10 protein-coding genes and 2 pseudogenes are annotated in these 13528 nt (G+C 36.1%); 8 read left to right on the forward strand and 4 right to left on the reverse strand.

Going from position 1 to position 13528, the window contains the following annotated elements:
- Nucleotides 1-44: 44 nt before the first annotated feature.
- Nucleotides 45-958 (reverse strand): annotated as a pseudogene (locus QF028_RS01455) (IS4 family transposase); the annotation flags it as partial.
- Between the two features lie 212 nt (nt 959-1170).
- Here QF028_RS01455 and QF028_RS01460 point away from each other — a divergent pair.
- The 3 genes from QF028_RS01460 to QF028_RS01470 all read left to right on the forward strand — a co-directional run bounded on the left by QF028_RS01460 (nt 1171) and on the right by QF028_RS01470 (nt 5008).
- The gene (locus tag QF028_RS01460; RefSeq protein WP_429463586.1) at nt 1171-1875 is read left to right on the forward strand and encodes a FadR/GntR family transcriptional regulator; all 705 of its coding nucleotides are present in this window, start codon (nt 1171-1173) and stop codon (nt 1873-1875) included.
- A 482-nt stretch (nt 1876-2357) separates the two neighbouring features.
- Nucleotides 2358-3689: an MFS transporter gene (locus QF028_RS01465; protein ID WP_429463588.1), complete on the forward strand. Its 1332-nt coding sequence runs from the start codon at nt 2358-2360 to the stop codon at nt 3687-3689.
- 350 nt (nt 3690-4039) lie between these two features.
- The gene (locus tag QF028_RS01470) at nt 4040-5008 is read left to right on the forward strand and encodes an aldo/keto reductase (RefSeq protein WP_429463590.1); all 969 of its coding nucleotides are present in this window, start codon (nt 4040-4042) and stop codon (nt 5006-5008) included.
- A gap of 379 nt (nt 5009-5387) precedes the next feature.
- On the opposite strand, the gene QF028_RS01475 is transcribed toward QF028_RS01470, so the two are convergent.
- The 3 genes from QF028_RS01475 to QF028_RS01485 are packed head-to-tail and all read right to left on the reverse strand — an operon-like array spanning nt 5388 to nt 7973.
- Complete coding sequence (locus QF028_RS01475; protein WP_429463591.1) at nt 5388-6485, reverse strand: GerAB/ArcD/ProY family transporter; 1098 nt, start codon at nt 6483-6485, stop codon at nt 5388-5390.
- On the reverse strand, nt 6482-7624 hold the full coding sequence (locus tag QF028_RS01480) for a Ger(x)C family spore germination protein (protein ID WP_429463593.1): 1143 nt from the start codon (nt 7622-7624) through the stop codon (nt 6482-6484). Before QF028_RS01480 ends, QF028_RS01475 begins: the two co-directional genes overlap by 4 nt.
- Complete coding sequence (locus tag QF028_RS01485; RefSeq protein ID WP_429463595.1) at nt 7587-7973, reverse strand: spore germination protein; 387 nt, start codon at nt 7971-7973, stop codon at nt 7587-7589. Before QF028_RS01485 ends, QF028_RS01480 begins: the two co-directional genes overlap by 38 nt.
- A 400-nt stretch (nt 7974-8373) precedes the next feature.
- Between QF028_RS01485 and QF028_RS01490 the strand changes: the two genes are divergently transcribed.
- From QF028_RS01490 to QF028_RS01510, 5 genes and pseudogenes are all read left to right on the forward strand, one after another.
- The gene (locus tag QF028_RS01490; protein ID WP_429463597.1) at nt 8374-9216 is read left to right on the forward strand and encodes a transketolase; all 843 of its coding nucleotides are present in this window, start codon (nt 8374-8376) and stop codon (nt 9214-9216) included.
- Complete coding sequence (locus QF028_RS01495) at nt 9216-10169, forward strand: transketolase family protein (RefSeq protein ID WP_429463599.1); 954 nt, start codon at nt 9216-9218, stop codon at nt 10167-10169. The genes QF028_RS01490 and QF028_RS01495 overlap by 1 nt, the downstream gene beginning before the upstream one ends.
- A 24-nt stretch (nt 10170-10193) precedes the next feature.
- Entirely contained in the window at nt 10194-10952 is a 759-nt protein-coding gene (locus QF028_RS01500; protein WP_429463601.1) for an SDR family NAD(P)-dependent oxidoreductase, read from the forward strand.
- Nucleotides 10953-11039: 87 nt separating this feature from the next.
- Entirely contained in the window at nt 11040-11750 is a 711-nt protein-coding gene (locus tag QF028_RS01505) for a FadR/GntR family transcriptional regulator (RefSeq protein WP_429463603.1), read from the forward strand.
- Nucleotides 11751-12131: 381 nt separating this feature from the next.
- Nucleotides 12132-13462: pseudogene (locus QF028_RS01510) on the forward strand (MFS transporter).
- The last annotated feature ends 66 nt before the right edge of the window (nt 13463-13528 follow it).

Below are 13528 nucleotides of genomic sequence, written 5' to 3' on the forward strand. Positions count from 1 at the left end.
CGTATAAGTCATCGGATTCTGGTAATCCGGAATAATATATAATCCTTTAATCGGTTGCGAACAAAAACTACTTTGACTGGAACATCATTAGCTTGGATCGTATGAATGGAGCGAAGAATTCTCTTTTTCCCTTGAATTGGTGCTGCTAAACGATAGAGTTCTTTTAAATTCACTGGATCACCGTCTACAAGGTAACGTTGCTTTAAATTCTTAACCATGCCAATGACATCAAGTCATTGTTCTTTGATGTTCTTAATAAGTGGTTGATGGGTAAACCAAGTATCCATCAAAACATAAGAGGCATCAACCCCAGCGTACATAGCACGCCGAATCATATCAGGAATTTGTTCTGGTGCAGATTGTAGACCTTCATGACGGCGCTTGTAACCAGAGCTACGCTTATCTATCTTTGTAGATTCCGTTGATCTGACTCGTTTTTGAGCTCAATAAAGAAAAGTCTACTGGGATAAAAGTAGCTCTATCAGACCAACCGAGCGTAAGCATGCGAAACCCTTTATAGAAACGCATTTTTTGATAAGCATGATCAAAACAACGAGCGAGTAACTCTACCGCTTTACTACGATTTCGATCATACAAACAAAGAATCATCTAAAATCAATACTTTCGGACGTTCGTAATTGGTGAGTTTTGTTACTTTTCCAATCGTATCAGTACTAAAGAATGTTAAAAAACGTCTCCAAGAATAATTAGACTGATTTAAGAACCGATATACAGCATCCTTGGCAGGAAAATCGGTAGATTTCTTACTTTCAAGCGTACGAAACCAGTTCTTGTTTTCAAAGATTAAACAATAAATCACTTGAAAAAGGTACGCACAGGAAAAACCGAAAGACTTTGTAATACCAGCTTTTCTTAGATGTTTCAACACCTGTAATTCCTTAAATGTTGAAGTTAATTCATTTGGTAGTTGCTTATTTAGATGATTATTAGTTATCATATAGGAGACACCTCTTTTGTATGTTTTGTGGATTCTCGACAAATCAACTATACCAAACGATGGGGTGTTTTTTCATGCCTATTTATTTGTAAATGACCATACTTCAACAGCTACTAACCATTACAGCCCGTTGAACGAACTACATTTTTCTAATTGCGAAAGTTGAGTTACTTAGAATACAATAAAAAAACAATAAAGAAAGAGGTGGTTATATGAATTTTAATCCAGTATCTAGTAAGAAATTGTATATGCAAATCTATAAGCAAATTCTTTCAGAAATCCAATTGGGTTCTTTTAAAATAGGTGATAAATTACCGGCTGAAAGAGAGCTATGTGAACAATTTGGTGTAAGTCGAGCACCTATTCGGCAAGCTCTTAGTGCGTTGGAGTTAAATGGTATTATTTATTCTCGTCAAGGTGAAGGTGTCTATGTAAAAAGCAATAACATTACACCTGAAAATTCCGAATCAGCCATCTTTTTTAAATCTATATCCCCAGAGGATATTATTGAAGTAAGGATGAATGTCGAGCCTCTTATTATAAAATTTGCTGCTCAAAGAGCAAATGATGAAGACATAGAGGAACTTCGTTCGACCATCAAACAGATGGAGGAAGAAACCAAGGCTGGGGTATACGTACCAGAGACTGACCATAAATTACATTATGGCATTGCGAAAGCATCTCATAATGATTTATTTGTTAACATCATGGCGGCTATTAGTAATGCAATGAAACAACAAGAAATGTGGAAATTTATTCGAGATCGAACCGTAACTCGCCCCGACTATAGAGACGTTAATTTTAAAGAACATAAATTACTTATTAAGGCGATTGAGGATCACAACGAAAAAGAAGCAGTGGAAATCATGACTAATCATATGCAAAACCTTTATGAACGGTATTGGAAAGAAGATTAGAGGTAAATAAAATATTGCTCCATTAGAAAATTAAAAATGCTTAAAGGTTAAGTGAAAATCTTACATTCTAATCTCCCTCCATCCTGAAATGGAGGGTTTTTTATTTTTCATAGGTTTGATTCAATGCTGTTATTCTGGCTTAAGGATCATGCGATTTCCATAAGATTTAGAATAATTTCGTAATCGTATTGACAAATAACACTAGTAAAAGTAAACTAGTAATGTAAGTTACTTAGTAGACAAGTATCTAAGAAAGCAAAAACATAAAAGGGGTGAATGGAAAGATTTTAATCGTCGAAAAGGGCAGATTAGAGGAAGATGGCCATTAGAATCAATAAGCATAACTTTTCTTTTGTTCAGTGAACAGAGTAGAAAAAAACAATTTTGAAAGCGTTTAATGTAAGGGTTTGCAATTTTAGAATTTTATTATAAATAATAGTTTGAAAAAGGGAAAACATGATAACCTTAAGGAGGTATTTATTTTGGATCAACTTGCATTAGAGCGTTCAACTACTAAAAAAGTTACGTTAAGATTAATTCCGTTTTTATTTTTATGTTTTGCAATTTCCATACTAGATAGGGTAAATATTGGATTCGCTGCACTGCAAATGAACGAAGATTTAGGTTTTTCAAATGCGGTTTTTGGATTTGGAGCAGGGATCTTTTTCCTTGGTTATTTCCTTTTAGAGGTACCAGGCAGCGCCATTATGACGAAAATTGGAGCTAGAAAATGGATTAGTAGAATCATGGTGACATGGGCTATAATTGCCGTTTTAATGGCCTTCGTACAAACTCCGATGCAATTTTATACAGCACGCTTTCTTTTAGGGGTTGCTGAAGCTAGTTTTTATCCATGTATGGTCTTTTATTTAAGTGGTTTTTATCAAACAAAACATCATGCCAAAGCGATTGCAGGGTTCATGGTGGCGATACCAGGTGCGAATGCCTTAGGTGCTCCACTCTCTACTTTCTTACTAGGAGCCGACTGGTTAGGTCTGGCTGGCTGGCAATGGCTGTTTATTATGGAAGCGATTCCAGCGGTCATCTTAGGTGTAGTATGTTTCTACTATCTTGATGATAAAATTGAAGATGTAAAGTGGTTGAACAAAGACGAGAAAAAATGGCTAATTGACGTTACAACAAAAGAGAAACTTGAAAAACAGAAAGTAAAACACTACACTTTCTGGCAAGCTTTAAAGGATCGTGACGTTCTCATTTTATCGGTAGGGTATTTTTGCTGGATGATTGGTTATTACGGAATTGTCATGTTTTTACCAACCATTTCTCAAGGATTAACGGAGAAAACATCACTAAGTACCCAATCTATGGGGTGGGTTTTAGGGCTAATGTATGTTTGTGCCATGGTGACGATGATTCTAGTTGGTAACCATTCCGACAAGAAGAACGAGAGACGTTGGCATGTTGCGGCATGTTTAACAACAAGTGCCGTTGCAATGGTTATTAGCAGCTTAGTTGCAAATACCAGTATTGTATTATCCTTTGTTTTCCTAACAATCGCTTTATGTGGAGCATTTGGTGCCTACTCTCCATTCTGGTCCATTCCGCCATCTTTCTTAACGGAGGCCGCTGCAGCAGGGGCAATTGCACTCATCAACAGTGTAGGAAATCTTGGTGGATTCTTTGGACCATACATTGTGGGATATATAAAGGATACAACAGGGTCCTTTAATACAGCGATGATTTTCTTAGGTGTCAGCATGATTATTAGCTCCTGTATTGTTGTTTTCTTGGTGAAACAGTCAGGAAAGTCTAAGAGCAGCGATCTCGAAAAAAAATTAGAAAAATCAAGTTAAAAAAGGCTATCAAAAAACTATAAAAAATCTTGTTCAAATAATAATAAAGGGTTCCGTTTAGAGGTGCTTATATAGTAAATGACATAGGAAATGGCATATAAATTGACATATGTCATTTCCTTTTATATTGGGCTTTTTGGTCGCATAAATAAAAAATGACACAAAATGTTTGGAGTTTTCCAATGTTAACAATAATTGTTGTACAATAAGAACTCGATACCAATTAGTATGTCAATTTGAACGTCATTTAGGGGGGCAATATGAATTTTATTCAACCTAATAACCGTATTGGTAAAAACTGATTGGTCCTTTTGGGATCGTTCAATAGTCAACATTAAGAGGTGTAGAAATTGAAATATAAAAAATTGGGCAAAGCGGGTTTAGAAGTTTCAAATTTATGCTTAGGTACGATGGCATTTGGAAGATGGATCGATGAAGAATCGTCAAATTTGATATTAAGTACAGCAATAGAAAATGGTATTAATTTTGTTGATACCGCTAATTTTTACGGCAAAGGTCAGGACCAGGAATTCAAACACGGTACAGGCGAATCTGAGGAAATTCTGGGACGTGCTCTTAAAGGAAAAAGAGATCAAGTAGTGTTAGCGACTAAGGTAGGTATGCAGATGGGCCAAGGGAAAACTGAACGAGGTCTTTCTAGAGTCCATGTTATGAGGGAAGTTGATAATCAATTACGCCGTTTGCAAACAGATTATATTGATTTGTACCAGGTGCATATATTTGATCAGAATACATCATTAGAAGAGACATTACGCACATTGGATGACTTAGTTCGTCAAGGTAAAGTGAGATATATTGGGTGTTCAAATTATGCTGCTTGGCAAATTGCTAAATCTCAAGGAATCAGTGAAAAGTTAAATATAGAAAATTATATTTCAGTCCAACCTCAATATAACTTACTTTCTAGGGAAATCGAACAAGAATTATTGCTATTTTGCGAATCGGAAGGTGTAGGAGTTATGGTATACAGTCCAATGGCGAGGGGGATGTTATCCGGGAAGTATAAGAGTCCAGAGGATGTTCCAGCTGAAAGTCGTGCAGCCCACGGAGAAAAATTATTGAAGAATTATTTTACTGAACATAACTTTCAAGTGGTGGAATATTATCGAACATTAGCTGAAAAGTATAGGGTTAATTTATCTCAATTTGCACTTTCCTGGGTATTAAATCAGCCGATAGTTACTTCAGCAATTATTGGAGCAAGTAAACTACATCATATTACTGATGCTGTGAAAATTAGCGATTGGAATTGGTCGCAGGAATTATTAGACGAAGTAAACACAGTTAACGTGTTCTAATTTTAAACAGAGGGCGTTAATCTGTATCCTTCTTTTAATATAACGGCGTGTTTAGTAAAACAAGCGAATACAACTTCTTCGTCGTGAAAATGGCGTGCCAAAACTGTTGTCAGTTTGCCTACCATTACTACTGCCGTTTATATGTTAAGCACTTCAAAACATAACCCCTTATTCGAACAGGAAGTTTTTTTGTTGTGAACAACAATTTCAAGATAAAGAAAAGTAATTAATAAATTTAGACTAAACTATTGTGAATGGATTTCAAAACGACGAAAAAGGTTATATCCTACATATAAAAGAAAATTTCTTTTGAACGGCTTGTATGCACTAACATCTTTTTCATGTCCGTGTCACCCATAGTGAATGCCAATTAAAGTTGTTACTCGTTTTTTCTTCCATTGATTCTTCGAATTGCAGCTAAAGCTAGTAAAAACACCGGTATTCCGATATAGTTTAATGGAAAGAGAAATGGAATCAAAACCTTTTTTGGGAACTCTAGAGCAGCCTCATCAAAATTGTGGAACAACAATGAAATCGTAAAGATAATCGGTCCCACAAACCATATAGTACCTTTCCAATTTTTCATATTCAGCCACTGTGCGGTTCCATAACTAGCCGCGAACAAGAACAGTGATAACTTTACAAAAACACATAATATCCAGAATATTATCAGTAACATTTCCAAATTTTGAATAAACTCTACTGCTGAAATAAAACGAACTACCTCATAAAAGGGAAAAAACATTTTACTGCTCAGTCCAGGACCAAAGGTCAAAATAACCAATAGTATAGAAATCACAAGATACATTGTTGAAAGGAACAGTCCCCAAAATACGCCTAATCCACCTTTCTTTGGTTCATTGATAAAACCAGTCAATAATAACACTATGGTAGAATCCCCTAGAAAACTTAAAGGAAAGATAGAACCTTTCAGTATATTCTTCCAGCCGGAATCCGCATAGATCGGCAGCATTTTGGAGATATCGATGTTGTTTAAACAAAATAGTACAATAATAAAGAAGATGCCATATGTTATAGGTCCAACAAGTTCGCTAAAGCGTCCAACTGATTCTATTCCGCCGACAAAAGTTATATAAATCACGGGAATCAGCATCAGGACAATGACAACGACTATAGGTGTCCTTTTAAATAAGGTTAGCATAATCAATCCTGAAGATTGACGTAGGGTAACAGCAATTCCTAAATACCAGTGAACCAGTAAGGGAATAACGATGATCCTGCCGAGCCATTTACCCAAGATCATCCGGCTGTATTCAATAATTGTTTGATTAGGAAAATGACAACTTAAACGGATAGAGATAAAAGTAATCATAATACTAAAAGTTCCTGCAATTAACATGGAAATCCAAGCATCTTGTTTGGCTTCTGTTATCGCCGGAGAAATAGTGAATAATAAAGTTGTTGCTAATTCGAATGTAGCTGTAAGCCAAAAAATCTGCAACGCATTTATTTTCATGATGCTTTCACACTTTCTTTGATATGATGCGGAATCCCATTTAGCCCTGGATGTTTAATCCCTAATTTAACTTGTACAGTAACATGAACGGTTCGAAATTTGGTATCCCAATCCTGCTTCATTGTTTTCCATTGGTAAGGAAAGTTTCGGTGAAAAGTCTTACCGAAACCGAATATATCTACTCCATATTTTTTTTGAGTTTTTTGAATTAGACTAAGTATTTCTTTTTCCTTGGCAGTATTAAATGATTTTTCCAGTAGCTTTAAATTTTTAGATTGTTTTAAATCTAAAGCCCCTTCATTTTCCTTTACGATCCCCCTTGACGAAAGGGTAATGAGCATCTGAAGGTCGTTCCCGTTAATTTTAGGTTTCATTCTGCATTTTAAATTTGATGCTTCTACACTTACATATCCATGTGATGTAGGAATATATTGAACAAACACCGATTTCTTCAAATAATTCATCAGCCAATATCTGGAGGATGATTCCTTCACATTTAGATAACCCAGTAGCTTTAAATCTCGATTAAAAATCGCGTTACCGTAATAGGAAATAGATGCCTTACTTCTCTCCCCGTTGCTTTTCTTATCAGTCTTAAGAACAGGTAATACAGGAGAACTTACGTCTTCGTTTAAATCTATAAGAAATTCTTTCAGTGATTTATTAACGGGGCCACCGGTATTCTCATAAATTTTAAATGCCGCAATGGATGAAACTCCATCTAACGGATATGAAATTTCCAACAAATCTTTAGCCGATCCTCCTTTAACAATAAACATGTCTGTACGAAGCCTAACATCCGGATTTCTGCTGTATTCATCAACAAATTTAGAAAAACCACTTTTTGCTAACCTTTCGCCTACAAAAATACCTTTGCGGTTTCCGGCGAATACTTCACGCGAAAGTTTGGTTTGAATATTCGTGGTTATATCTAGTAAATCCCTCCCCTTTCCAGATACCATGAAACTCTGTTCCTTCGAGCCTGAACTCCTTTCTCCTCCGCTTCTGGAAGGAGATACTACCTGAGCACTGCCTTCATAATCTCCAGCTTGTGTTAGATCCATTCCCCAGCCTAACACAAACGCACGATCATTTAATTCTTTACGATCCCAGCAGCCTGTTAAAACAAAGGTTAGCAAAAATAGTGCAGCAAATCCCGTCGATAACACCGCGTATTATTGATTCGGTTTGAATTTGTGCAATAGGTACAAGTTTTTGTCTCACAACACGTGAAAAGAAATCTCCCCTAAAATCTTTATCAAGATTTTCAAAAATCAATGGCTTTAATACTGCCTCATCCAGTGCCTTGGTATCACATAAACCATCTATAAAAATGAGGAAAAAGGTTGTTTTTGAGTTTAAAAACAGGGGCCTATATACAATATCAGAGCAATTTTCTAGCTGTTCCTTGATTATTGAAACGTTTTCTGTAAGATCCGACGATAAAGAGTCTAGGTGTTTGCTTCCTCGATTTCGAAATATAGGCATGTTCAGTTTTCTCCCCAAAAGAAAAGTCTAATGAAAGATTTCCCGATTAATGGAACAATTATACTGGAGTGCTTACATTCAATGCAGGTTACCGATCGGGTATAATGCATTTTAATTAAATTAAGCTTGAATGAAATGGTTATGAATATTAAATTATTGGGATAAATATGAAATCGTAAAACTCTTAATTTTTTTGATTACAAACGAAATTGTAAAAATGCTTATTAAGAAGATTATAGGGTTTACAAAACTTTCGGATGATTATCTGGAGGTTTTTTTATTTATAAATAAAATCTAAGTTGACAAATATTAGGCTGGTGCTATACTAAGAGTGTAAGTTAACTTAGTAGACAAGTAGACAATAAAAAGTTGATTAAACTATAATTCAAAATTAAATGAGGTGACTGGTATGAAAGATGTTGGTATTGAAGAATTAAAACAAAAAGCAATTGAGATGAGGAAAACAGCTCTCACGATGATACACGAAGCGCAATCAGGGCATCCAGGAGGCTCCTTATCTGCAGCTGATGTAGTAACGGCACTTTATTTTAGGGAAATGAACATTGATCCGAATAATCCCCAATGGGAAGATCGTGATCGGTTCGTTTTATCAAAAGGGCATGTTTGTCCGATCCTATATTCAGCATTAGCTTTACGAGGTTATGTACCTTATGACACTATTTACACGTTAAGAAAGTTTGGTTCTCCATTCCAAGGACATCCAGATATGAAAAAGTGCCCAGGTATTGATATTTCTACAGGGTCTTTAGGACAGGGGCTTTCTTGTGCAGTTGGTATGGCACTGGGAGGCAAAAGGGATTCAAAGAATTATCGAGTTTTCGCTATGTTAGGCGACGGAGAGTGTCAAGAAGGCCAAATATGGGAAGCTGCACAAAGTGCTGTTAAATATCAGTTAGATAATTTAGTAGTATTCGTTGATGATAATGGATTGCAAATTGATGGTACAACCGAAGAAATTATGCCAAACCAAGATTTAGAAAAGAAATTTGCGGCATTTGGTTTTGAAACGAGAAGAATCGATGGACATTCGATGGAAGCGATTGTTGAAACATTGGATTATATTCGTGAAGCTAAAAATGGAAAGCCAAAATGTATCGTACTTAACACGGTAAAAGGTAAGGGAGTATCTTTTATGGAGCATTCAGTTGGATGGCATGGTGTTGCTCCGAATGATGTCGAGTTTCTGAATGCAATCGAAGAAGTAGCAGGGGGGTTAAAATAATGAGTTTAATGGAAAAGAATATTGTAGTTAAAAAGGCGACCAGAGAAGCATTCGGTGATGAAATTGTCCGTTTAGGGAAAAAAAATAAAAATATCTATGTGGTTGATATTGATATTGGTAAGTCATGTAAGACAACAGAATTTGCAAAGCAATTTCCAAATCAGCATGTAAATGTTGGTATAGCTGAACAAAATGGGGCTGGATTAGCGGCAGGACTTGCGACAACCGGAAAAATCCCCTTTGTAAGCACTTACGCCGTATTTGGTTCGTTACGAATGACGGAGCAGATCAGACAGGAAATTTGTTATCCAAACCTAAACGTAAAAATAGCTTGTTCTCATGGAGGGCTTACTCCAGCAAATGATGGGGCAAGTCATCAAAGTATCGAAGATATGGGTGTGCTAAGAACCATTCCAAATATGACCGTCATTATGGGAGCTGACTATTATTCTACCAGGAAATTAATAGAACAAGCGGCAGAAATGCATGGTCCTGTATACCTTCGTTTTACAAGAGATACCGTTCCGGTTCTATATGATGAAAACGAAGAATTTACGATTGGAAAAGCAAAGCAGATCAAGGATGGGGAAGATATCGCGATTATTGCAAACGGTGACACGGTCTACCTCGCCTTAGAAGCCGCAAAGCAATTAGAAAAAGAAGGTATTTCAGTAAAACTATTAGACATGCATACAATAAAACCTCTGGATCGTGAGGCAGTCGTTGACTGTCTAAATATTGGCAAAATTATCACGGTTGAAGACCATAATATTTTAAATGGTTTAGGAAGTGCAGTATGTGAAGTAGTTGCTGAAGAAGGCAAGGGGATTGTAAGAAGAATTGGAGTTCAAGATCAGTTTGGACAATCTGCCCCCTATGAAAAATTGTTAGAGCTAAATGGTATTACGATAGAAGATATTATAACTACAGCAAAAGATCTAGTAAAAAACTAAAAAATGATTAAGGGGAGAAGAAACATGTTTGAATTAGAGAATAGAGTAGCGATCGTAACAGGCAGTGGTTCAAAAAAGGGGATTGGACGCACAATTGCTTTAACCCTTGCAAAACAGGGAGCAGCAGTGGTGATCGCTGACCTTAATATGGATGGAATTCAAGATACCGTTAATGCAATTAAGGAAGCTGGAGGAAAAGCTTTAGGAGTAGAATTAAATGTAACCAGTAAAGAATCGAACGAGGCCATGGTAGAAAAGGTTCTACAAACATTTGGCAGAATAGATATCCTGGTCAATAATGCCGGAATTTCACAAAAGGTAACGGTTGAAGATATGACGCTCGAAGACATCAACAAAGTATTTAATGTTAACATGTTTGGACTGTTCTTATGCACTCAAGCTGTGCTAGAAGCGATGAAAAAACAAAAGTATGGCCGAATCGTTAGTCTTTCCTCTGTTTCCGCCAAAAGAGGAGGAGGAGTATTTGGAGGTTCCCATTATTCCGCCTCAAAGGCTGCCGTATTAGGATTCTCCAAAAACCTTGCCCGTGAGGTTGCCCTTGATGGAATTACAGTAAACTGTGTAGCACCAGGCTTAGTTAATACGGAAATATGGAAGTCACTTCCTGAAGATCAGGCGAAGAAAGTGATCGACGGAATCCCGATGGGAAGACCGGGTGAGACGAAAGAAATTGCCGCTACCATTGCCTTCTTGGTTTCGGAGGAAGCATCCTATATTACAGGTGAAGAAATAGATATTAACGGTGGTTCACATATGGATTAGTTTATATAATCACTTACTGAGCAGGCATTCCAGTAAAGGAATGCCTGTCAATTTTATTAAATCATAATAAACACAATATCGAGAGAGGTGATTATTATTAATTTTAATCCAATATTCGGAAAAAAGTTGCATGTGTTAGTTTATAATCAAATTCTTTCGGAGATCCGATCGGGTTCATTTAAAATTGGTGATAAGCTGCCAGCTGAAAGAGATCTATGTGAACAATTTGGTGTAAGCCGTACTTCTATAAGACAAGCCCTTAGTGCATTGGAGTTAAATGGTAATATTTATTCTCGTCAAGGTGAAGGAGTTTATGTGAAAAGCAATCAGATTGCACTTGATCGTTCTAAATCGGCCATCTTCTTTAACTCGATAACCCCAGAGGATATTGTAGAAGTAAGGATGAATATTGAGCCACTTATTGTAAAATTTGCGGCTCTAAGAGCAACTGATAAAGACATAGAGGAACTTCGTTCGACCATCAAACAGATGGAGGAAGAAAGTAGGACGGGCGTTTATGTACCAGAAACAGACGAAAAATTTCATTGCGGAATTGCAAAAGCCTCTCATAATGATTTATTTATTAACATCATGGCGGCTATTTGTAATGCAATGAAACAACAAGAAATGTCGAATTTTATTAGTGATCGTATCGTAACTAGACCAGACTATAGAGACGTAAATTTTAAAGACCATCAATTACTTATTAAAGCGATTGAGGATCGCAATGAAAAAGAAGCAATAGAAATTATGACTAATCATATGAAAAACTTATATGAACGTTATTGGGAAGATTAGAACAGTAAAGTAATGCTTCGGTGTGAAATAGGCTTAACAAGCATCCAATTTCAATAAGATTTAGTATAATTCCAAAATCGTATTGACAACCGATATTATAATAGATATAATCGCTGTGTAGTACACTTAGTATACAAGTGGACAAGAATACAAGAAAATAAATAGGAAATTTAATTGTATCTATTTTGCTAAATCAAGTAAAAAAGTATTTTTTGCAAGCGTTTGATGGAAAGGGTTACAATATTTTTAACTCTAAGTAATTTTTAAATCTTCTCAGGGAGATTAGGACTTTATTGTAAAAATGCATTTTATACAATTTTAACTTTTTAATGAAATGAAAGCTTGGAAAAAAGAAAAAATAATAACATAGGAGGGATTATTTTGGATCAACTTGCACTAGAGCATTCAACTACTAAGAAAGTTACGTTAAGATTAATTCCATTTCTATTTCTATGTTTTACAATATCGATACTTGATAGGGTGAATATTGGATTTGCAGCACTTCAAATGAACAAAGATTTAGGCTTTTCAAATGCTATTTTTGGATTTGGAGCAGGAATCTTCTTTCTTGGTTACTTTCTTTTAGAAGTGCCAGGCAGTGCCATGATGGCGAGAATTGGAGCAAGAAAATGGATATGTAGAATTATGGTTACATGGGCTATCCTTGCCATAGTAGTAGCTTTCGTCAAAACGCCCATGGAATTTTATATTGCAAGGTTTCTCTTGGGAGTTGCTGAAGCTAGTTTTTATCCTTGTATGGTTGCCTATTTAAGTGGTTTTTATCAAACGAAACATCATGCAAAAGCGATCGCAGGATTCATGGTGGCAATACCAGGTGCAAATGCACTGGGTGCTCCACTCTCTACTTTTTTACTGAGTGTCAATTGGTTAAGTTTGGCTGGCTGGCAATGGCTGTTTATTTTGGAAGCGATTCCGGCATTTATCTTAGGAATTGTATGTTTTTTCTATCTTGATGATCAAATTGAAGATATAAAATGGTTGAACAAAGAAGAGAAAAAATGGTTAATCGACGTTACAACAAAAGAGAAACTGGAAAAACAGCAGGTAAAACACTACACTTTCCTGCAGGCTTTAAAAGATCGAGATGTTCTTATTTTATCTATAGGATATTTTTGCTGGATGGTAGGCTACTACGGTATTAACATGTTTTTACCAACTATCTCGAAAGGTTTATCTGAGTCTACATCTCTTAGTACTCAAAGTATAGGCTGAATTTTAGGACTTATGTATGTTTGTGCCATGGTGACAATGATTTTAGTTGGGAACCACTCTGACAAGAAAAACGAGAGGCGCTGGCATGTTGCCGTATGTTTATCTATAAGTGCCATTGCAATGATTATTAGCAGCTATATTGCCAATACAAGCATTGTCTTATCATTTGTATTTCTTACCATTGCACTATGTGGAGCATTTGGGGCGTACGCTCCATTTTGGGCCATTCCACCTTCTTTCTTAACTGGTGCTGCTGTTGGAGGTGGCATTGCTCTCATCAACAGTATAGGAAACCTTGGTGGATTCTTTGGTCCATACATTGTGGGATATATTAAGGACACAACAGGCTCCTTTCATACAAGTATGATTTTCCTGGGGGTAAGTTTGATAATAGGCTCTTGTATTGTTGTCTTCCTAGTAAAACAATCAGGAAAGGTTCAAAGCATTATGACGAAAAAAAACTGAAAAAAACTAGTTGAAAAATTCTATCATTACAGGGATTTAAATATTAAATTAAAATCTGAATTCACGTAGGAGGTGTAATG

The organism is Neobacillus sp. B4I6 (assembly GCF_050434045.1).
Lineage (GTDB): Bacteria > Bacillota > Bacilli > Bacillales > Cytobacillaceae > Neobacillus.

Bases quoted from the DNA above. Each gene is read 5' to 3' on its own strand.
- QF028_RS01460 (WP_429463586.1), top strand. From the start codon at position 1,171: ATGAATTTTAATCCAGTATCTAGTAAGAAATTGTATATGCAAATCTAT.
- QF028_RS01475 (WP_429463591.1), bottom strand. From the start codon at position 6,485: ATGAAAATAAATGCGTTGCAGATTTTTTGGCTTACAGCTACATTCGAA.
- QF028_RS01485 (WP_429463595.1), bottom strand. From the start codon at position 7,973: ATGCCTATATTTCGAAATCGAGGAAGCAAACACCTAGACTCTTTATCG.
- QF028_RS01495 (WP_429463599.1), top strand. From the start codon at position 9,216: ATGAGTTTAATGGAAAAGAATATTGTAGTTAAAAAGGCGACCAGAGAA.
- QF028_RS01500 (WP_429463601.1), top strand. From the start codon at position 10,194: ATGTTTGAATTAGAGAATAGAGTAGCGATCGTAACAGGCAGTGGTTCA.